This window comes from Antarctobacter jejuensis (genome assembly GCF_052266595.1).
Classification (GTDB): domain Bacteria; phylum Pseudomonadota; class Alphaproteobacteria; order Rhodobacterales; family Rhodobacteraceae; genus Antarctobacter; species Antarctobacter jejuensis.
Window position 1 is genome coordinate 104,963 of record NZ_JBQQXJ010000011.1, and the last position, 17,936, is coordinate 122,898.

Below are 17,936 nucleotides of genomic sequence, written 5' to 3' on the forward strand. Positions count from 1 at the left end.
TAACAACGGGCCAGCGCGTGGCGCGGGCCTGTTGATCGCCCCGGATCAGCGCTGCTGGATCGCTTCGAGGATCGCGTCCAGAACGGACAGGACCCGTTCCGCCCGGCTCTGATCGTTCAGCAGGCTGGCGACCAGCAGGTGGATTTCCTCGCTGCTGCTCAGGTGGCGGGTGTGCAGGTTTGACAGCACCCCGATCATGTCGTTCGACGGGCAGACGCCCTCGCGGTATTCGTAGATCGTGCCCCGGTCCTTCTCGCGCGCGACAAGGCCGCAGCGCCGATCCGGCGGCACGTCCTGCCAGAACAGCGTCATCATATCGACCAGCGCCGAACTGTCGTTCGAGAAGTAGTTGTGCGCCAGCATGTCGTCGCCCAGCGTGGACATGTCGATGCTGTCAAAGGCGCGGCTGGCCAGCAGCACGGAGCCGCCCAGTCCGGCGCGGGGGGAAGACCCGTGCAGCTTGCGCGACGAGACCAGCGCCCAGTCGGTTGACGAGGCATAGAGCGTCATGCGCCGCGCCAGCGGTGAAAAGGTATTGGCCATTGCGGCGAACAGGTCGGCGTCCACGTCCGGCGCGGCAAACATCACCTGATCCAGCACCGGCTGATCGCCGGGTCGGGCGTCACGCTTCAGCGCCATGATCTCCAGCGCGTCGGTCAGGGCACGGTTGCCCATCGAATGCGCCACCACATTGATCGACCGCGCGCCGGAGCGCAGCACCAGATCCTCAATGAACAGCGCCAGCCGCCGCCCGGACAGGCGCACGACCGCGGCATCGGCATTGTACCCCATCGTGGTGTCGCGCGATGGCCAGGAGAACAGGACCGGCACGGTGCCATTGCCCATGTCATGCACCATCTGCGCGGTGCGCTGCGCGGCATATTCAAAGCTGGTGTTGTAGCCGTGGATGAACAGCATCAACTCGCGGCCCGCATCCTCCGAGAATTCATCCTGCAACTTGCCGAAAAAGCTGTCCGGATCGACCGGCTGCACGGATTGCAGCAGGACGTGCTTTGATTCAGAGGCGCGGAATTCCAGCCGCCAGACCGACGGCCTTTCGACCTGACCGGCCACATGGCTGTCGGGGATCGTCACCGTGGCGATGCCCAGTTCCAGCCGGTCGCCCCGGTCCGCGCCATAGAAGCGCGCCGGATGCGAGACGCCAGAGCGGGCGCGGTCCGTGGCGTAAAAGACTTCGATGGCGCGGAAACCCTTGCCGTTCGACGGATCCAGCGCGGTTTCCAGCTCTGGCGCATCCAGCACCTCGACCATGGCGCGCGCCTTGGCGGCACCTGCGGCATCGCCCATCAGCGTCGCCAGCCGGGCCAGATCCTCATAGAGTTCCTGCAGCAGGTCATCGTCCCGCGCGGTCTCTGTCTCGGCGGCGATGGCGGCCTCGATCATCGTGCGGGCGGACCCCAGCGCGCCCTGCGCCTCGTAGATCTTGGCGGCGCGCAGATAGGCCGGCACCGGATCCTCGCCCAGCCGTTCACGGGCAAAGGCGCGGGTGCGCGCCAGATCTGCCCAAGCGTCGCTGGCCTGCACATAGCCAAGCCCGTCCAGCAGGTCGGCCCGCATCTGCATGAGGTCCACAAGGATCCGCATCTCGGGCGGGGTGCCCAAGACCCTTGGATCGCTCATGGCGATGTCGACCTGTTGCAGCGCCTGGAACGGGTCCGTGACCGCCAGCGATTCCAGCGCGATGACGCGGCTGATATCCTGCGCCCTGCCGGGCACGGGAACGGCGGCCAGCACGGTGCAGGCAAGAACGATCATGGATCGGGACAGGGCGGTCATCATAGAGTCACCTCAAGAGACATCGGGTCCTCCGGATTATGAAGCCTGTGCCGGTTACGGCAAGGTGGGGAATCCCTGAACACCCGTGTGAAAAAGAAAAACCCCCGCGGGCGGGCCGCAGGGGTTCGATGACTCAAAGTGCGTTCGGTCGCTTACAGCAGCCCTTCGCGCTGGGCCTTTTTGCGCGCCAGCTTGCGGGCGCGGCGAATCGCCTCGGCCTTTTCACGGGCTTTCTTCTCGGACGGCTTCTCGAAATGTTGCTTGAGCTTCATTTCGCGGAAAACGCCTTCGCGCTGCAGCTTTTTCTTCAGGGCGCGGAGCGCCTGATCGACATTGTTGTCGCGAACACTGACCTGCATGTGGTTGTCACCACCTTTCTAGGTTTGAGTTGCATGGATTGCAGGAATTGGCCGTATAACAAGCCAACCCGGTCTTGTCCACACGGTTTCGGGCGGGGATCCCTGCGGCGGGAAAGCCGGTCGAACCTGCCGGGAATCGCGCTACACTAGGCACAGGACAGACGGAGGATGCCAGAGATGCGCGACACTGCCGAACGAATTCTGGGGGCCGCCCTTGGCCATGTGCCCTTTGACGGCTGGTCCGAGCAGACCTTCCGCGCCGCCGTGGCCGATGCGGATGTCGACCCGGTTGTTGCACGCGGGCTGTTCCCGCGCGGCGCAGTGGATCTGGCCGTGGCCTATCACAAACAGGGCGACGCGCAGATGCTGGCCCGGCTGGCAGAGACAGACCTGTCAGAAATGCGCTTTCGCGACCGGGTCGCCTTTGCCGTGCGCGCCCGGATCGAGGCGGCAGAGGACCGCGAGGCGGTGCGCCGGGGCAGCACGCTCTTTGCGCTGCCGCCCTATGCCGCCGATGGCGCGCGGCTGATCTGGGGCACGTCGGACGCGATCTGGACTGCGCTGGGCGATACCTCGCGCGATTTCAACTGGTACACCAAGCGGGCGACACTGTCGGGTGTCTATTCCTCAACGGTGCTCTACTGGCTGGGCGACGACTCGCTGCAGAACGAGGCCACCTGGGACTTTCTCGACCGTCGTATCGAAGACGTGATGCGCTTTGAAAAGTTCAAGGCACAGGTCCGCGACAACCGCTTGCTGAGCGGGCTGATGGCGGGACCGGCCAAAATCCTCGAACGGGTCAGGGCGCCGCAGTCCGGGGATGACCTGCCCGGCGGAGCCTCTGCGCCGCGCTGAGACGCGCGAAACCGCTTTGCCCGCCCCTCGCAGCTTGCTACCACAGCCGAAACAGGGAGGTTCAGCGATGTCGACATCCATGCCGGAAACCATGCGCGCCATCGAGATCACGCAGCCGGGCGGCCCCGAGGTTCTGCAGCCCACGACCCGTCCGGTGCCACGGCCCGGCGCGGGCGAGGTGGTCCTGCGGGTGGCCTATGCCGGGGTCAACCGCCCCGATGCGCTGCAACGCGCGGGCAGCTACGCACCGCCGCCGGACGCCTCTGACCTGCCGGGGCTGGAGGCCTCGGGCGAGGTCGTGGCGCTGGGCGCGGATGTGGACAATCTCTCGCTGGGCGACAAAGTCTGCGCCTTGCTGCCCGGCGGCGGCTACGCCGAATACGTGGCGACCCCCGCCGCCCATTGCCTGCCGGTGCCGCAGGGCATGGGCATGAAAGAGGCCGCCTGCCTGCCGGAAACCTTCTTCACCGTCTGGTCGAACGTGTTTCAGCGCGGCGACCTGCAGGCCGGAGAGCGGTTCCTGGTACATGGCGGCTCCAGCGGAATCGGAACCACGGCGATCCAACTGGCGCATCACTTTGGCGCGCGGGTCTTTGCCACCGCCGGATCGGCGGAGAAGTGCAAGGCCTGCACCGACCTTGGCGCAGAACGCGCCATCAACTACCGCGAAGAGGACTTCACCGACGTGATGAAGGCCGAAGGCGGCGCCGACCTGATCCTCGACATGGTGGGCGGGGACTACCTGCCGCGCAACGTCAAGACACTGGCGCAGGACGGGCGGCTGGTGCAGATCGCGTTTTTGCAAGGGCCGAAGGTGGAGTTGAACTTCGCCATGGTCATGGTGAAACGCCTGACCATCACCGGCAGCACCCTGCGCCCGCAAAGCGTGGTCGCCAAGGCCCGCATCGCCGAGGCGCTGAAGGCCAATGTCTGGCCGCTGCTGGACGCAGGCAAGATCGCGCCGGTCATGGACAGCGAGTTTGCGCTGGACGAGGCCGCCGCCGCCCATGCGCGGATGGAAAGCTCTGGCCATATCGGCAAGATCGTCCTCAGGGTCAGCTGAAGGAAGGGGGCGCTGCCCCCGCCGCGCGTTCCGCGCGCCTCCCCCGGCGATATTTTCAAAGAGAAGAAGCAGGGCGGTGTCTTCGGGCTTCTTCTCTTTTCCAATACGCGGGGGTGAATTGGCCCGTCAGGGCCAAGAGGGGGCAACGCCCCTTCATTCCATTTCCGATCAGACCACGGCGCGGCGATAAAGGTGCCAGGTGGCGTGCCCCAGAACGGGCAGCACGATGACCAGGCCGAGGAGGAAGGGCAGGCTGCCGATGACCAGTCCGGCGGCGACGATCGCGCCCCATGTCAGGATCACGCGTGGATTTTCGCGGGTGACCCGGATCGAGGTCAGCACGGCGACCGGCAGGCCGACGCGCCGGTCCAGCAGCAGCGGAAAGGCGACCACGGAGGTCGCCAGCACGGCCAGCGCAAAGACAAAGCCGATGGCGCAGCCAAGCACGATCATCGTCAGTCCCGCGCCGGTGGTCAGCGCGTCGTTGAGGAAGGCCCCGATGGAGGCGGGTGCCTCTGGTCCCATCGTGGCACCGTAGAGGTGCCCGGCGACCACCATCCACAGGCAGAAGACCGTGGCGAGGTAGATGCCCAGCACGACGACAGAGGCAAAACGCGGCCGTTCCACCACCTTCAGCGCCGATAGCAGGCCGATGTCTTCCCCGGCCTCGCGGCGGCGGCTGATCTCATAGACGCCGACGGCGGAGACCGGGCCAAGCAGGGCAAAGCCCGCGATGAGCGGGAAAATCAGCGGGATCAGGTTCAAGTTCAGGGCCGCGACGGCAAGGATCAGGCCGATCACGGGGTAGAGCAGCACGATGAACATCACGTCCGTGCGGCAGGCCTGAAAATCCTGCCATCCGGCGGACAGAGCATCGCGCAGGTCCGCGGTGGTCAGTGTCCGGGTCTGCGGCGGGGCTTCGGCCTCGTCTCCGCCGAGCCTTTGGGTCGATTCCGCTGCATGGCGCCCCGCGAGGCCGAGCGCCCCGGCCAGCCATGTTCCTGGGTTTCCGATTGTCTGGGCCATGCGTCTTCTCCTTTTGGTGTGTGCTGTCGCACCCGTCCGGAGGAGATCATTGCGCGGATTGACACTCCGGCCAGATGCGCTCTGCGTCAAAAGGTAGCACGAATCCGGCGCGCGGCCTATCAACCTGTCGCGAGGCGGTCGTCTGCCCGCGTGGCGGGATCAGGCGCGGTGCGCGAAAAAGCCCGGTCCGGCGCGGTCCAGCAGGTCGGCGGCAAGCCGTTTGCCCAGAGCTGCCCCCTCGGTCACGGGGCCGCTGATCTCGTCGGCAAAGGCCGCGGAGCCATCGGTTTTCAGGATCTCGCCGCGCAGGCGCAGGCTGTCGCCCTCAAGCTCTGCCAGCGCCGCGATGGGCGTTTCGCAGGAGCCGTCCAAAGCGGCCAGAAAGGCCCGTTCGGCGGCCAGGCGCAGGCCGGTTGGCGTGTCGTGGATCGCCGCCAGCATGGTCTGGGCGCGCGCATCGTCCATACGCCGTTCGATGCCGATGGCGCCCTGCGCAACAGCGGGCAGCATGTCCTCGGGTGCGATGGGGGCTGCGGGCACCTCGGTCATGCCGAGGCGGTTCAGCCCCGCGCAGGCAAGGAATGTCGCCGTGGCCACGCCGTCGCCCAGCTTTTTCAGCCGGGTCTGAAGGTTTCCGCGGAACTCCACCACCGTCAGATCGGGCCGCCGGTGCAGCAGTTGTGCCCGCCGCCGCAGCGAGGAGGTTCCTACCACCGCCCCCGCAGGCAGATCCGCCAGCGCGCCATGCGCCGGGCAGATGAAGGCGTCGCGCACGTCTTCACGCGGCAGGTAGCATTCCAGCACCAGCCCGTCGGGCTGTTCCGTGGGCATGTCCTTCATCGAATGCACGGCGATGTCGATGGCTCCCGACAGCAGCGCCTCTTCGATCTCTTTCGTGAACAGGCCCTTGTTGCCGATCTCTTTCAGCGGGCGGTCTGCGTCGATCAGCGTGCGGTCATCGCCCGTCGTCTTGATCACCACGATCTCGAAGGCCTCGCCGGGCAGGTCAAAGGCGGTGGCCAGCCGGTTGCGCGTCTCATGCGCCTGCGCAAGGGCCAGCGGAGAGCCACGGGTGCCAAGTTTCAGCGGGGCGGAGGGCGAGGGCAAATCTGTCATGCCCATTCGATTACCGCGCAGCGCGACGAAAGAAAACGTCCTTTCGGCGGGACCCCTGCGGCATCCGCGCTATTGTCGATGGCTTGACACCGCGCCGCCCGCGTCGGACCAAGGCCCACGATCAGGAGGACCCCAATGACCAAGACGATCCTGCGCGCCCTTGCGGGCGAAACGCTGCCCACCCCGCCGATCTGGATGATGCGGCAGGCGGGCCGTTATCTGCCCGAGTACAAGGCGACGCGGGCCGAGGCCGGGGATTTCCTGTCGCTGTGCTACAACCCGGAGCTTGCCACCGAGGTCACGCTGCAGCCGATCCGCCGTTATGGCTTTGACGCGGCGATCCTGTTTGCCGACATCCTGCTCTTGCCGCAGGCGCTGGGCATGGACCTGTGGTTCGTCACCGGTGAGGGGCCGCGCCTGTCCACGATCACCTCTCAGGCCGATTTCGACAAGCTGGGTCGGGGCGAGATGATCCACGACACGCTGAACCCGGTTTACCAGACGGTGCGCAACCTCTCGACCGCGCTGCCGTCCGAGACGACTCTGATCGGCTTTGCAGGCGCGCCCTGGACCGTGGCGACCTACATGATCGCCGGCAAGGGGACCAAGGATCAGGGCCCGGCGCATGCGCTGAAGGCAGAGAACCGCGCGCTGTTCGAGCAGATCATCGACCGTCTGACGGAGGCGACCATCGACTACCTGTCCGAGCAGGTGAAGGCGGGCGCCGAAGTGGTCAAGATCTTTGACAGCTGGGCCGGGTCGCTGCAGGGCGAGGATTTCGACCGCTATTGCACCGCGCCTGCGCGTACCATCACGCAGGAATTGAAAAGCCGGCATCCGGGCATTCCGGTCATCGCCTTCCCACGTCAGGCGGGCGACAAATACGTGGGCTTCCACGCCGCCACCGGCGCCGATTGCGTGGCGCTGGATGACAGCGTGACGCCGGAATGGGCGGCGGAACATGTCCAGCCCGCCGGCTGTGTGCAGGGCAACCTTGCCTCGTCGCACATGGTGACCGGCGGCGACGACCTCGTGCGCGAAACCCGCCGCGTGGTCGATGCCTTTTCGGGCGGGCCGCATATCTTCAACCTCGGCCACGGCATCACGCCGGACGCCGATCCCGAAAACGTGCAGCTGATGATCGACACGGTGCGCGGGGGCTGAGGCCTTAGAAAAACTCACCATCCGCGCAGATCCGTTGCACGAAAGTGGCAAGCATGGGCTTGCAGAGATCCCGAGGCTCGGGTGAGAACAATTCATCCGGCCCGGCTTGCAGCATCCAGCCAATATAGGTCACTGGATCGACCCCCATCTCGGTCAAGTATTCGGCGATTAGATCATAAAAGGGGTGATTGTCGGGCAGGATGGTACCGTCAGTCGTCGATAGACGATGAAAACCGAAATCATCACCCGCGTTGGCCCATTTTGTCCGGTCGACGCCGCCCGCAAAGACCAGCGGACAGGCGGAATAGCAATTGCCGGCCAGTGTGGTGTTCAACCCTCGGCAGCGGATTTCCCGTCCGGCCAACAAAGCATCCTTCACGCTGCCGCCGCCACTGCCCAGGCGAACTTCGGTAACCGTCGGAGACCGCTCCAGTTCCGCAAGGAACCGTTCAAAAAACCCGCTGTCGATATCACCGAAAACGGTGAGCCATTGTCCGCCAACTGCGAATTGAGCTTCGGGGGCTGCATTTTCCAACCCCGCAGAGGCCGGAATACCCAAGGTCCCGACGCATTGCAGGTTCCACGTGTTCAGGCGATCAGCCCGGTTGGACGCCAAGGCCTCTTCCGCCATTTTTACCCAGTTGTAGCGAGACATCGCTGCAAAGGCGAAATCGATCACCAATTCCATGTCGTCCACCAATGGCGGGGAATCGATTAGCATCAGGTCGCCGACAAGATGGGTTTGTCCCAACATCTGGCCCAGAATGGCGCAGCGGTGTTCGTCGAGATAGGCTTCGGGATGGGCCGAACTCAAGCCAAAGATGCCGTCGCCGACTTCCTTGAGATGAGCCTCGTAGGTCTGAGCTATTCGGGTCTTTTTCTCGATTTCGGCTAGCCAATCGATGGTTTGCGCCCAAGCGCTTGTCGTCGTTGAAAATAGCGCCAAGGCAGCAAGAAATCTGAACATCGTTTCCCCGATCCGGTTTAAGCAGACAGCCTATCGTCGTGCCGCAAAGCAGTCAGGGTATTTCGTTGTATTTCGTTTCCGATGCATCGGTTACTTTCTTCGAAGGGGCTTGATCTCGCCCGCAGCGCCACACATCTCTCAAAAAGAATGTGTTTGGAGGCCCTGACATGGCTGGAAAAAAGATGACCTGTCTGGATTGCGGACAGATGAACCGGGTGCCCGAGGACAAGCTGTCGGCAAACCCGAAATGCGGTACCTGCGGCGCACCCCTGATGCCCGGAAAGGCGATCGAGGTGGATGCCGCCACGCTGGCCAAGGCCGCGCGCAACGACGATGTGCCGCTGGTGGTGGATTTCTGGGCGCCGTGGTGCGGTCCCTGCCGGATGATGGCGCCGGAATTCGGCAAGGCGGCCACGGCACTGGGCGCGGAGGCGCGGCTGGTCAAGGTCAACACAGAGGCGCATCCGCAGGCCAGTCAGAAACACGGCATTCGCGGCATTCCGACCATGATCCGCTTTGCCGGTGGCAAAGAGGTCAAGCGGCAGTCCGGTGCCATGCCCGCGGGGCAGATCGTCGGCTGGGTGCGGTCCTGACGGGCCTCAGCCCGGCATTTCGGACTTGTTGAAATCCACGTGGATATGGTTGTCGTCGGGGTCGCGAAAGTTGACCTGAACGATGGGGAACTCCGGCACCTCGTCGACGGAATAGGCGATCTGATGCGCGTCCAGCGTGGCCAGGAAAGCGGCCATATCCGTGGCGCGCAGGGCGAAATGTTCCAGCGCGGCGCCGGGGTCGGCCTTGGCCTGTGCGGGTTTCTCGACAAGGTGCACATAGGGCTGATCGCCCAGATACAGCCATGCCCCGGGAAAGGCGAAGGGCGGGCGCGGACCGGGCCGCAGCCCGAGGATTTCGCCGTACCACCGGACCATGATGTCCAGCTGCGCGGTGCGGATATTCACGTGGTCGAAGGCGATGACAGGCATGGCGGGCTCCGGTGCAGGGTCGGCGCACCGTGGCACGGCAGGGGCCGGGACGAAAGAGGGGGCGGCCCGACAATATCACGGTGCTGTCATCCGACTCCGCTTGCTTTCTCACCGAAAATCTGAGATAGAGGCCCGGCTAAGCCTTCTCTTCGATACCTGTCTTCCTTCACCGGCACGCAGTCACTCGATCAAGACGCGCCTTCGCCGGGCCGCTGCATGTTGCGAGCGGCAAGATACTAAAGGAATAGACAGATGGCCAATGGCACTGTGAAATGGTTCAACACCACCAAAGGTTTCGGCTTCATTCAGCCTGATGCGGGCGGCAAAGACGTGTTTGTGCACATCTCTGCTGTTGAGCGTTCGGGCCTGACCGGCCTCGCCGACAACCAGAAGGTCACTTACGACGTGGAAGCAGGCCGTGACGGCCGCGAAAGCGCAGTGAACCTCGAACTGGTCTGAAGCTTACCCGCTTTGGAAAGATGCGACGCGGTCCCGATCGGGGCCGCGTTTTTTTGTGTTCTGGTGGTTTGAGGGTGGTGCCGGGTGGCGCCCTGCCACCCGGAAAAGATGCGGATCAGGCGCCGCCGTCACTGCCAGCGGGCAGGGCGGGGGCAATGCGCAGCAGGGCTTCGATCTTGACCAGCCCGTCTTCGCCCGCGGTTTCATAATCCAGCACGATGCGGTCGCCGATTCCCAGATCGGCGGGAATCATCAGGTCCGCAGGCAGGGTCCAGACGGTCTTGTCGTTCAGGACAAGGGTGTGGGTCTTTGGGGTCCAGGACTGAACCAGCCCGGAAGTTTCGTCAGCCATCAGCGGAGAGGCGACAAGAGCGGCAAAGGCCGCGGTGGCAAGAATGCGCATTGGATGTGTCCCGAAGGGAGGAAAGCGCTCTCGACGCGAGACTCGCGTCTGCAGCCGCCGGGCGGAGCCTCACACCCGGATTTCGCGGAAGTGGGATGGGGCGGGGGGCGGTTCAAGGGGGGAGGAGGAATTTTCGCCAACCGTCTCGCTCGGACGGTGCTCACGGAAGTTAATCCCGGAAGAGTCGATAAGAAACTTGCTGCTAACACAGATTGCGTTGTAAAATATGATGATATCATTCAATTTGGGGGTCACATGAGTTGTGATGGTTGGTCTATTGGGCAAGGCGCTGTCGTTGTCCGGGCGATCTCGCCAAACTTGGTCAGAAATTTTTCGCAAAGTGTCGTTAGAGATTCAGTGCAGGAAGGCCCGGCGGTTGATTTTCCTGTGGAATTGCGGGTCAGAGTGGAGAAGGTTTTCAACATCGGCAGCGATCATAGGATGATTGTTTCTTATCCTACAAGAGGCGGGGGCATCGGCTATGCATACCTGACGCATGCTCAGATCCATGCAATTCGGCCAGGTGGGTAATTGAACAATAAGCTCGCAGCTCTCTATGCTTTCATCTGGCCGGAATGGCCGGATCGGGTGAATTGGATATCGCTAAAGCCAGCTGGCAATATCCTACTGCTAAGGGTTTCCTATTTCTCTTTATTGTTGGCTCCGTTCCTCACAAAAAATGGATTCTTCAGCCAAATCGCAGGTGTATCACGGGGCGACCTTTTAATACTTTACTTTTCAAGTATCTTTTTGGCGGCTGCAAACTTGCTGTTCGATATTTTCTGCCCGGTAGTAATTCGGAGGTTTGAAAGCGCCAACGATCTTTACTTGAAAATGCTGGAGATCAAGGATTTATCCGCCAAGCATTATCCGCGTGACGATTTCCAAGCGGACCTTCAGCATTGTAAAGAAAAGTTTGTTAGAGACAAGCGATCTAACCCAAACTGGGGAAGAACTTGTCGACTGCTGTTTTACATGGCGGCTTTAGGCTTTGGTATGGTGTTTGTGAAGAGAGCAATTTCATTGTTTTTTATTTTTTGGCAATAAGGGTGACACGAAATCACCCCTTCCGCCGCCTCTTCACATTCCCGCCTCTTTGCCCCGGCTTCCCGGCTGTTGACCGTCCCTTGGCCTTCACCGCCGCCTCGGACGCCCGTTCAACCGCCTGCTGGCGTGCCAAGGGGTCGTCCGACACTGCCAGATCGACCGCCTCCAGCCGCTTGACCTCATCCCGCAGCCGCGCGGCTTCTTCGAACTCCAGGTTCTCGGCGGCCTTGCGCATGTCGGCGCGCAGCCCGTCCAGCACCGCCTGCAGGTTCGCGCCCTGCCGCGCCGGGTCGATCTTGGCGGTGACGCGGTTCATGTCCACGTCGCCCTGATACAGACCCGCCAGAATGTCATCGACGTTCTTCTTGACCGTCTCGGGCGTGATCCCGTGTTCCTTGTTATAGGCGATCTGCTTGTCACGCCGCCGGTTGGTCTCGGCCAGCGCGCGCTCCATCGAGCCGGTGATCCGGTCGGCATACATGATCACGCGCCCGTCCGCGTTCCGCGCCGCCCGGCCAATGGTCTGGATCAAGGAGGTCTCAGAGCGCAAAAAGCCCTCCTTGTCCGCGTCCAGAATGGCCACCAGCCCGCACTCGGGAATATCCAGACCCTCTCTCAGCAGGTTGATCCCGATCAGCACGTCAAAAGCTCCCAGCCGCAGGTCGCGCAGGATCTCAATCCGTTCGATGGTGTCGATGTCGGAGTGCATGTAGCGGACCTTGATCCCCTGTTCATGCATGTATTCGGTCAGGTCCTCGGCCATGCGCTTGGTCAGCGTGGTGCAGAGCGTGCGATAGCCATCCGCCGTGACCTTGCGCACCTCGTCCAGCAGGTCATCCACCTGCATTTCGACGGGACGGATCTCGACCTGCGGATCCAAGAGCCCGGTGGGGCGGATCACCTGTTCGGTGAAGACGCCGCCGGTCTGTTCGATCTCCCACTTGGCGGGGGTGGCCGAGACAAAGACTGACTGCGGGCGCATGGCGTCCCATTCCTCGAACTTCAGCGGGCGGTTGTCCATGCAGGAGGGCAGGCGGAAGCCATGTTCCGCCAGCGTGAACTTGCGCCGGTAGTCGCCCTTGTACATGCCGCCGATCTGCGGGACCGAAACGTGGCTTTCATCGGCAAAGACAATCGCGTTGTCGGGGATGAATTCGAACAGAGTGGGGGGAGGCTCACCGGGGGCGCGACCCGTCAGGTAGCGCGAATAGTTCTCGATCCCGTTGCAGACGCCGGTCGCCTCCAGCATTTCGAGGTCGAAGTTGGTGCGCTGCTCCAGCCGCTGCGCCTCCAGCAGCTTGCCCTCGTTCACCAATTGATCCAGCCGCTGGCGCAGCTCCTTCTTGATGCCGATGATGGCCTGGTTCATCGTCGGGCGCGGGGTCACATAGTGGCTGTTGGCATAGAGGCGGATACGTTCGAAGGTGTCGGTCTTCTCCCCGGTCAGCGGATCGAATTCGGTGATCGCCTCCAGTTCCTCGCCGAAGAACGACAGCCGCCAGGCGCGATCCTCAAGGTGGGCGGGCCAGACTTCGAGTGAATCGCCGCGCACCCGGAATGACCCGCGCTGAAACGCCTGATCGTTGCGGCGGTACTGCTGCGCCACCAGATCGGCCATGACCTTGCGCATCTCGTACTCGCGGCCCGTGTGCAGATCCTGCGTCATGGCGCCATAGGTCTCGACAGACCCGATACCGTAGATGCAGGACACCGAGGCGACGATGATCACGTCATCGCGTTCCAGAAGCGCCCGGGTGGCCGAGTGGCGCATCCGGTCGATCTGTTCGTTGATCTGGCTTTCCTTCTCGATATAGGTGTCCGACCGCGCGACATAGGCTTCGGGCTGGTAGTAGTCGTAATAGCTGACGAAATATTCGACGGCGTTGTCGGGAAAGAAGCCCTTGAACTCGCCATACAGCTGCGCCGCCAGCGTCTTGTTCGGGGCAAGGATGATGGCGGGGCGCTGCGTTTCCTCGATCACCTTAGCCATGGTGAATGTCTTGCCGGTGCCGGTGGCGCCCAGCAGGACCTGATCGCGCTCACCGTTGCGCACACCCTCGGAGAGTTCCACGATGGCCGTCGGCTGGTCGCCGGCGGGAGAGAATTCGGTCTGCATGACAAAGCGCTTGCCGCCTTCCAGCTTTTCACGGTCCCGCACATCGGGGGCGGGTGCGTGCAGGATCGGCATCTGTTCCGGCGAATTGTTGTGCATGGCGGCGACTCCCCTCAAGCCCCTCAATGTGGCATCGGCGGCGGGCTTTGCAAGCGCGCCACTGACGGTTTCCGTCAGCAGGGTCCGGGTCAACACCCCGCCGTGCGCCCAGGGGACGTTGCGTCACTTTCGGTGCATAAGAACAGTCCGGGCGGCGGTGGACTGGATGTTCGTGCCTTCCTGCAGTACGGCTCAGGCCTCGGTTGTATTGCGTCTGTCCGCCACGCTTGGGCGATGCGGGGCCCCTTGGCCCGATGACGCGTACCGGTGTGGGTTGCCATTAAAGGTTTGAAGTTGCGTGATACGACCGTATAGGTTGTAATGTGGTTCTCTTCCTCCATCATTGGGCGTAACTTGCGGGTGCGTCCGCACGGACAATAAGGACCTCGACCTTGGGGTTTTTGACACACGGAACACATGAGGCCTCGACACGGGTAACGGGACAGGATGGCAGCGTCGTCTTGCATGTTATGCGATTGGACAGCGGCACGCGCATTCTCGTGGGATGTCCCGAAGGCTATCTGACCCGCACTGATCTGACAGAAGTCATGACCCGGATCGTCGAAGAGCCAATCCTTGGTGCCAGCCTGCCGACCCTGTGGGATTTTCGCGGGCACGATTTCGTCCAGTATTCTCCGTCAGAATTCCGCTCACATGCCTTCCTCATGCAGCGCTTTCCCGAAAGAATCGGCGTCAAGCGTGCCTATCTCGTGGACAGCAGCGTGGGTTACGGAACCCTGCGGATGTTTCAGGGCACGATGAGCGGGTTCAATCTGGAACAGCAGGAGATGCTCATGGTGTCCTACGACGCAGAAGAACTGATCGCATGGCTTTGCGCAGACGCTTGACGCGACCATGATTCTTGGCCGGACGGCTTGTTTTTTGCCGATTTGACCGGAAAGCAGGAAATTGACCGGTCAAGGGGTTAAATTAATTTTTTCATGGTTTTTCTTTTGTTTTCAGTGGTTTGATATAGAAATCGAAAAAATCCCGGGAATTTACAAATCAGAAAGAATTTGCCCAAAGGAGATGGGGAAATATACCTTTGGGTAGCAAGCAGTGATGAAAGCAGTGGGCTCGACCACATATACCCACCCCTCGCTCCCAGTGAAGAGACCGCCGTTTTCACCTGCTTGTGCTCTTCTCCCTCAAAATGTGACAAAGCACCCCCTTGTGGTGCTTGTGCCTGCTTTGCATATCGCGCAAGAAGAGAGGTACAGACAGGAGGTGCGCCATGCGGGCACGCATTTACCAGCCGGCCAGAACTGCCATGTCATCGGGTCAGGCCAAGACAAAGACCTGGTTGCTTGAATTCGCGCCGGCCAGCCCGCGTTCGGTCGATCCGCTGATGGGCTGGACCTCGTCCAGCGATACGCAGTCGCAGGTGCGCATGAGCTTTGACAGCAAGGATGCTGCACTGGCCTATGCCCGCGACCACGGCATCGACGCCCAGGTGATCGAACCCAAAAAGCGCAAGGCCAACATCCGGCCCCGCGGCTACGCCGAGAACTTCGCCGTGGACCGGCGCAGCGCTTGGACGCACTGAGCGTCACGCTCGAACCGATCACGCAGGCAGACGCCGAGGTTGAGGCGCTGCTGACCGCCCATCATGCCCTGATGCGGTCGCAAAGCCCCGAAGAAAGCTGCCATGTCATGACCGCCACGGCCCTGCGGGCCGAGGGTGCGCATGTCTTTGCCCTGCGCGATGCGGCAGGCGCGACCTGCGCTGTCGGGGCATTCAAGATATTGCCGAAGGATGCCGCGCCCGTGGATCTGGCGGGGCAGGGGCCGGTGATCGAGTTGAAGAGCATGCATGTGGCGGGCGCGATGCGCGGGCGCGGGCTTGGGCATATCCTGTTGACGCGCATTCTTGACGTGGCCCGCGCACAGGGCGTGACCGGGGCCTGCCTCGAAACCGGAACGGCCCCCGCCTTTTCCGCCGCCAGACAGCTCTACCGCGCACAGGGATTTGCCGAATGCCCGCCCTTCGGCGCCTACAGGACCGATCCGCTCAGCGTTTTCATGTCCCGAAGTCTGTGACTGCTTGCCCTGCCCCGCGAAAATCTGCAAAACCACAGCCAGCGGTCCCTTAGCTCAACTGGATAGAGCAGCTGACTTCTAATCAGCAGGTTGAGGGTTCGAGTCCTTCAGGGATCGCCACAACTATGGTCGAAAAGACGCAGGTTTTCGCAAGAATCCGCCTCTCCGCGGGGCGCTGAGCGCCTGTCCCGGGAACCTGCCGCTTTCAAGTTGCGCCTCTCCCGGCAACTAAGCTATGCGGTTGCCAATCCGAATTCGGGCCGTTTTTGCAGGCCCTGCGTAGTTATGAAGGTTGGCAATGAAGAAAGCACTCATCACCGGTGTGACCGGTCAGGACGGCTCCTATCTGGCGGAACTGCTTCTGGAGAAGGGCTATGAGGTCCACGGCATCAAGCGTCGCGCGTCTCTCTTCAATACCGAACGTGTGGACCACATCTACCACGATCCCCACACCAGCGGTAAGAACTTCACCCTTCACTACGGCGACCTCACCGACACCTCCAACCTGACCCGCATCCTGTCCGAAGTGCGCCCCGACGAGGTCTACAACCTCGGTGCGCAGAGCCATGTGGCCGTCAGCTTCGAGGCGCCGGAATACACCGCGGACGTGGATGCTACCGGCACCCTGCGCCTGCTGGAATCGATCCGTTTCCTCGGCATGGAAAAGTCCACGCGCTTCTACCAGGCCTCGACCTCCGAGCTTTACGGTCTGGTGCAGGAAATCCCGCAGACCGAAACGACGCCCTTCCACCCGCGTTCGCCCTACGCCGTCGCCAAGATGTACGCCTACTGGATCACGGTAAACTACCGCGAGGCCTATGGCATGTACGCCTGCAACGGCATCCTGTTTAACCACGAGAGCCCGCGCCGCGGCGAGACCTTCGTCACCCGCAAGATCACCCGTGGCATGGCCAACATCGCGCTGGGTCTGCAGGACTGCCTCTACATGGGCAACATTGACGCCCTGCGTGACTGGGGCCACGCCAAGGATTACGTCCGCATGCAGTGGATGATGCTGCAACAGGACGTGGCCGATGATTTCGTCATCGCCACCGGCGTTCAGTATTCGGTCCGCGAATTCATCCAGTGGACGGCCAAGGAACTGGGGATCGAGCTGGAATTCTCCGGCGAGGGCGTGAACGAGATCGCCACCGTCGCCGCCGTCACCGGCGACAAGGCCCCGGCGGTCAAGGTCGGCGATGTCGTCCTGCGCATCGACCCGCGCTACTTCCGCCCCGCCGAGGTGGAAACCCTGCTGGGCGATCCCACCAAGGCCAAGGAAAAGCTGGGCTGGGTGCCGGAAATCACCGCTCAGGAAATGTGCGCCGAGATGGTCGAGGCCGACCACAAGGTCGCCCGCCGTCACGCCCTGCTCAAGGAACACGGCTACGACATCCCCGTGGCCCTGGAAAACGGCTGAGACCCTCTGCCCCGGCGGCCGGACGGTCCCTAGAACAGGAGGCACACCATGCCCAAGATCTATGTAGCAGGCCACCGTGGCATGGTCGGCGGGGCGATCACCCGCAAGCTTGAGGCGCGCAAGGCGGCGGGAGAGGACATCACCCTCGTCACCCGCACCCATGCGGAGCTGGAGCTGACCGATCAGGTGGCGGTCCGGGACTTCCTGACGGAGGAAAAGCCCGACGTCGTGGTGCTGGCGGCGGCCAAGGTGGGCGGCATCTATGCCAACAACACCTATCCGGCGGAGTTCATCTACGACAACCTGATGGTGCAGTGTAACGTCATCCATTCCGCCTGGGCGGCCGGGGTGAAACGCCTGCTGCAGCTTGGCTCGTCCTGCATCTACCCCAAGGCCGTGCCGCAGCCCATGCGCGAGGCCGCGCTGCTGACCGGCCCGCTGGAACCCACGAATGAGCCCTACGCCGTGGCCAAAATCGCGGGCATCAAGCTCTGCGAGAGCTACAACCGCCAGTACGGCGTCGATTACCGCTCGGTCATGCCGACGAACCTCTATGGTCCCGGTGACAACTTTCACCCCGAAAACAGCCACGTCCTGCCCGCCCTGATCCGCCGCTTCCACGAGGCCGCGCAGGAAGGCAAGGAGGTCGTGACCATCTGGGGCAGCGGCAAGCCGCGCCGCGAATTCCTGCACGTCGACGACATGGCAGAGGCCTCGCTCTTTGTCATGGATCTGGACAAGGCGACCTATGACGCCAACACCCAGCCGCAACTGAGCCATATCAACGTCGGCTCCGGCGTCGATGTCTCGATCTATGAGCTGGCGCAACTGGTGGCAGAGGTGACCGGCTACAAGGGGCAGATCGAACTGGACCGGACCAAGCCGGACGGCACCATGCGCAAGCTGATGGATGTCAGCCGCCTTGCCGACATGGGCTGGAAATCCTCCGTCGCGCTGGAGGATGGCGTGCACGAGACCTACCAGTGGTTCCTGGAACATCAGGACAGCTTCCGCCGCTGAGGCGG

19 protein-coding genes and 1 tRNA gene are annotated in these 17,936 nt (G+C 62.7%); 12 read left to right on the forward strand and 8 right to left on the reverse strand.

All coding sequences use genetic code 11. The features are described 5' to 3' along the window. Nucleotides 1-45 precede the first annotated feature (45 nt). A complete protein-coding gene (locus ACTXGA_RS16370; protein WP_443395478.1) occupies nucleotides 46-1,797 on the reverse strand; it encodes an alpha/beta hydrolase in 1,752 nt (583 codons plus the stop codon). Between the two features lie 152 nt (nucleotides 1,798-1,949). After that, entirely contained in the window at nucleotides 1,950-2,156 is a 207-nt protein-coding gene (gene rpsU / locus ACTXGA_RS16375; protein WP_005614280.1) for a 30S ribosomal protein S21, read from the reverse strand. A gap of 177 nt (nucleotides 2,157-2,333) precedes the next feature. Between rpsU and ACTXGA_RS16380 the strand changes: the two genes are divergently transcribed. Both ACTXGA_RS16380 and ACTXGA_RS16385 read left to right on the forward strand, forming a co-directional pair. After that, a complete protein-coding gene (locus ACTXGA_RS16380) occupies nucleotides 2,334-3,011 on the forward strand; it encodes a COQ9 family protein (RefSeq protein ID WP_443395480.1) in 678 nt (225 codons plus the stop codon). Nucleotides 3,012-3,090: 79 nt separating this feature from the next. After that, entirely contained in the window at nucleotides 3,091-4,074 is a 984-nt protein-coding gene (locus ACTXGA_RS16385) for an NAD(P)H-quinone oxidoreductase (protein WP_443395592.1), read from the forward strand. 168 nt (nucleotides 4,075-4,242) lie between these two features. Here ACTXGA_RS16385 and ACTXGA_RS16390 read toward each other — a convergent pair whose 3' ends face one another. Together ACTXGA_RS16390 and hemC are read right to left on the reverse strand one after the other, a co-directional pair. Then, nucleotides 4,243-5,100, reverse strand: coding sequence for a DUF2189 domain-containing protein (locus ACTXGA_RS16390; RefSeq protein ID WP_443395482.1), 858 nt, complete (start codon nucleotides 5,098-5,100; stop codon nucleotides 4,243-4,245). 159 nt (nucleotides 5,101-5,259) lie between these two features. Further along, nucleotides 5,260-6,222 (reverse strand): hydroxymethylbilane synthase, encoded by a 963-nt coding sequence (gene hemC / locus ACTXGA_RS16395; RefSeq protein ID WP_443395484.1) that lies wholly within the window; start codon nucleotides 6,220-6,222, stop codon nucleotides 5,260-5,262. Nucleotides 6,223-6,351: 129 nt separating this feature from the next. On the opposite strand from hemC, the gene hemE reads away from it, so the two are divergent. After that, complete coding sequence (gene hemE / locus ACTXGA_RS16400; RefSeq protein WP_443395486.1) at nucleotides 6,352-7,380, forward strand: uroporphyrinogen decarboxylase; 1,029 nt, start codon at nucleotides 6,352-6,354, stop codon at nucleotides 7,378-7,380. 4 nt (nucleotides 7,381-7,384) lie between these two features. Here the strand turns inward: hemE and ACTXGA_RS16405 are convergent, their stop codons facing one another. After that, a complete protein-coding gene (locus ACTXGA_RS16405; RefSeq protein WP_443395488.1) occupies nucleotides 7,385-8,347 on the reverse strand; it encodes a COG3904 family protein in 963 nt (320 codons plus the stop codon). 167 nt (nucleotides 8,348-8,514) lie between these two features. On the opposite strand from ACTXGA_RS16405, the gene trxC reads away from it, so the two are divergent. Next, the gene (gene trxC, locus ACTXGA_RS16410) at nucleotides 8,515-8,940 is read left to right on the forward strand and encodes a thioredoxin TrxC (protein WP_443395489.1); all 426 of its coding nucleotides are present in this window, start codon (nucleotides 8,515-8,517) and stop codon (nucleotides 8,938-8,940) included. Between the two features lie 6 nt (nucleotides 8,941-8,946). Here the strand turns inward: trxC and ACTXGA_RS16415 are convergent, their stop codons facing one another. Further along, on the reverse strand, nucleotides 8,947-9,330 hold the full coding sequence (locus ACTXGA_RS16415) for a VOC family protein (protein ID WP_443395491.1): 384 nt from the start codon (nucleotides 9,328-9,330) through the stop codon (nucleotides 8,947-8,949). A 252-nt stretch (nucleotides 9,331-9,582) separates the two neighbouring features. On the opposite strand from ACTXGA_RS16415, the gene ACTXGA_RS16420 reads away from it, so the two are divergent. Further along, nucleotides 9,583-9,789 carry a cold-shock protein gene (locus tag ACTXGA_RS16420; protein WP_089276256.1) on the forward strand — a complete coding sequence of 69 codons (207 nt, stop codon included), beginning with the start codon at nucleotides 9,583-9,585 and terminating at the stop codon, nucleotides 9,787-9,789. 115 nt (nucleotides 9,790-9,904) lie between these two features. Here ACTXGA_RS16420 and ACTXGA_RS16425 read toward each other — a convergent pair whose 3' ends face one another. After that, a complete protein-coding gene (locus ACTXGA_RS16425) occupies nucleotides 9,905-10,192 on the reverse strand; it encodes a hypothetical protein (RefSeq protein WP_443395493.1) in 288 nt (95 codons plus the stop codon). A 531-nt stretch (nucleotides 10,193-10,723) separates the two neighbouring features. Between ACTXGA_RS16425 and ACTXGA_RS16430 the strand changes: the two genes are divergently transcribed. Then, nucleotides 10,724-11,239, forward strand: coding sequence for a hypothetical protein (locus ACTXGA_RS16430; protein WP_443395494.1), 516 nt, complete (start codon nucleotides 10,724-10,726; stop codon nucleotides 11,237-11,239). Between the two features lie 13 nt (nucleotides 11,240-11,252). Here the strand turns inward: ACTXGA_RS16430 and uvrB are convergent, their stop codons facing one another. Then, nucleotides 11,253-13,451 carry an excinuclease ABC subunit UvrB gene (uvrB, locus tag ACTXGA_RS16435; RefSeq protein ID WP_443395496.1) on the reverse strand — a complete coding sequence of 733 codons (2,199 nt, stop codon included), beginning with the start codon at nucleotides 13,449-13,451 and terminating at the stop codon, nucleotides 11,253-11,255. Nucleotides 13,452-13,843: 392 nt separating this feature from the next. Here uvrB and ACTXGA_RS16440 point away from each other — a divergent pair, with 392 nt between their 5' ends. From ACTXGA_RS16440 to fcl, 6 genes are all read left to right on the forward strand, one after another. Further along, on the forward strand, nucleotides 13,844-14,299 hold the full coding sequence (locus ACTXGA_RS16440) for a hypothetical protein (protein ID WP_443395498.1): 456 nt from the start codon (nucleotides 13,844-13,846) through the stop codon (nucleotides 14,297-14,299). A gap of 386 nt (nucleotides 14,300-14,685) precedes the next feature. Then, on the forward strand, nucleotides 14,686-14,997 hold the full coding sequence (locus ACTXGA_RS16445) for an ETC complex I subunit (protein ID WP_443395499.1): 312 nt from the start codon (nucleotides 14,686-14,688) through the stop codon (nucleotides 14,995-14,997). Then, nucleotides 14,985-15,491, forward strand: a complete 507-nt coding sequence (locus tag ACTXGA_RS16450) for a GNAT family N-acetyltransferase (RefSeq protein WP_443395501.1) — start codon at nucleotides 14,985-14,987, stop codon at nucleotides 15,489-15,491. Before ACTXGA_RS16445 ends, ACTXGA_RS16450 begins: the two co-directional genes overlap by 13 nt. A gap of 43 nt (nucleotides 15,492-15,534) precedes the next feature. Continuing rightward, nucleotides 15,535-15,611: transfer RNA gene (locus tag ACTXGA_RS16455), tRNA-Arg, on the forward strand. A 178-nt stretch (nucleotides 15,612-15,789) separates the two neighbouring features. After that, nucleotides 15,790-16,911, forward strand: a complete 1,122-nt coding sequence (gene gmd / locus ACTXGA_RS16460) for a GDP-mannose 4,6-dehydratase (protein ID WP_443395503.1) — start codon at nucleotides 15,790-15,792, stop codon at nucleotides 16,909-16,911. 48 nt (nucleotides 16,912-16,959) lie between these two features. Further along, nucleotides 16,960-17,931 (forward strand): GDP-L-fucose synthase, encoded by a 972-nt coding sequence (gene fcl / locus ACTXGA_RS16465; protein ID WP_443395505.1) that lies wholly within the window; start codon nucleotides 16,960-16,962, stop codon nucleotides 17,929-17,931. The last annotated feature ends 5 nt before the right edge of the window (nucleotides 17,932-17,936 follow it).

What these genes read in the sequence shown, in the direction of transcription:
- ACTXGA_RS16370 (WP_443395478.1), bottom strand. Translation starts at nt 1,797, where the DNA reads ATGACCGCCCTGTCCCGATCCATGATCGTTCTTGCCTGCACCGTGCTG.
- rpsU (WP_005614280.1), bottom strand. Translation starts at nt 2,156, where the DNA reads ATGCAGGTCAGTGTTCGCGACAACAATGTCGATCAGGCGCTCCGCGCC.
- ACTXGA_RS16380 (WP_443395480.1), top strand. Translation starts at nt 2,334, where the DNA reads ATGCGCGACACTGCCGAACGAATTCTGGGGGCCGCCCTTGGCCATGTG.
- ACTXGA_RS16385 (WP_443395592.1), top strand. Translation starts at nt 3,091, where the DNA reads ATGCCGGAAACCATGCGCGCCATCGAGATCACGCAGCCGGGCGGCCCC.
- ACTXGA_RS16390 (WP_443395482.1), bottom strand. Translation starts at nt 5,100, where the DNA reads ATGGCCCAGACAATCGGAAACCCAGGAACATGGCTGGCCGGGGCGCTC.
- hemC (WP_443395484.1), bottom strand. Translation starts at nt 6,222, where the DNA reads ATGGGCATGACAGATTTGCCCTCGCCCTCCGCCCCGCTGAAACTTGGC.
- hemE (WP_443395486.1), top strand. Translation starts at nt 6,352, where the DNA reads ATGACCAAGACGATCCTGCGCGCCCTTGCGGGCGAAACGCTGCCCACC.
- ACTXGA_RS16405 (WP_443395488.1), bottom strand. Translation starts at nt 8,347, where the DNA reads ATGTTCAGATTTCTTGCTGCCTTGGCGCTATTTTCAACGACGACAAGC.
- trxC (WP_443395489.1), top strand. Translation starts at nt 8,515, where the DNA reads ATGGCTGGAAAAAAGATGACCTGTCTGGATTGCGGACAGATGAACCGG.
- ACTXGA_RS16415 (WP_443395491.1), bottom strand. Translation starts at nt 9,330, where the DNA reads ATGCCTGTCATCGCCTTCGACCACGTGAATATCCGCACCGCGCAGCTG.
- ACTXGA_RS16420 (WP_089276256.1), top strand. Translation starts at nt 9,583, where the DNA reads ATGGCCAATGGCACTGTGAAATGGTTCAACACCACCAAAGGTTTCGGC.
- ACTXGA_RS16425 (WP_443395493.1), bottom strand. Translation starts at nt 10,192, where the DNA reads ATGCGCATTCTTGCCACCGCGGCCTTTGCCGCTCTTGTCGCCTCTCCG.
- uvrB (WP_443395496.1), bottom strand. Translation starts at nt 13,451, where the DNA reads ATGCACAACAATTCGCCGGAACAGATGCCGATCCTGCACGCACCCGCC.
- ACTXGA_RS16445 (WP_443395499.1), top strand. Translation starts at nt 14,686, where the DNA reads ATGCGGGCACGCATTTACCAGCCGGCCAGAACTGCCATGTCATCGGGT.
- gmd (WP_443395503.1), top strand. Translation starts at nt 15,790, where the DNA reads ATGAAGAAAGCACTCATCACCGGTGTGACCGGTCAGGACGGCTCCTAT.
- fcl (WP_443395505.1), top strand. Translation starts at nt 16,960, where the DNA reads ATGCCCAAGATCTATGTAGCAGGCCACCGTGGCATGGTCGGCGGGGCG.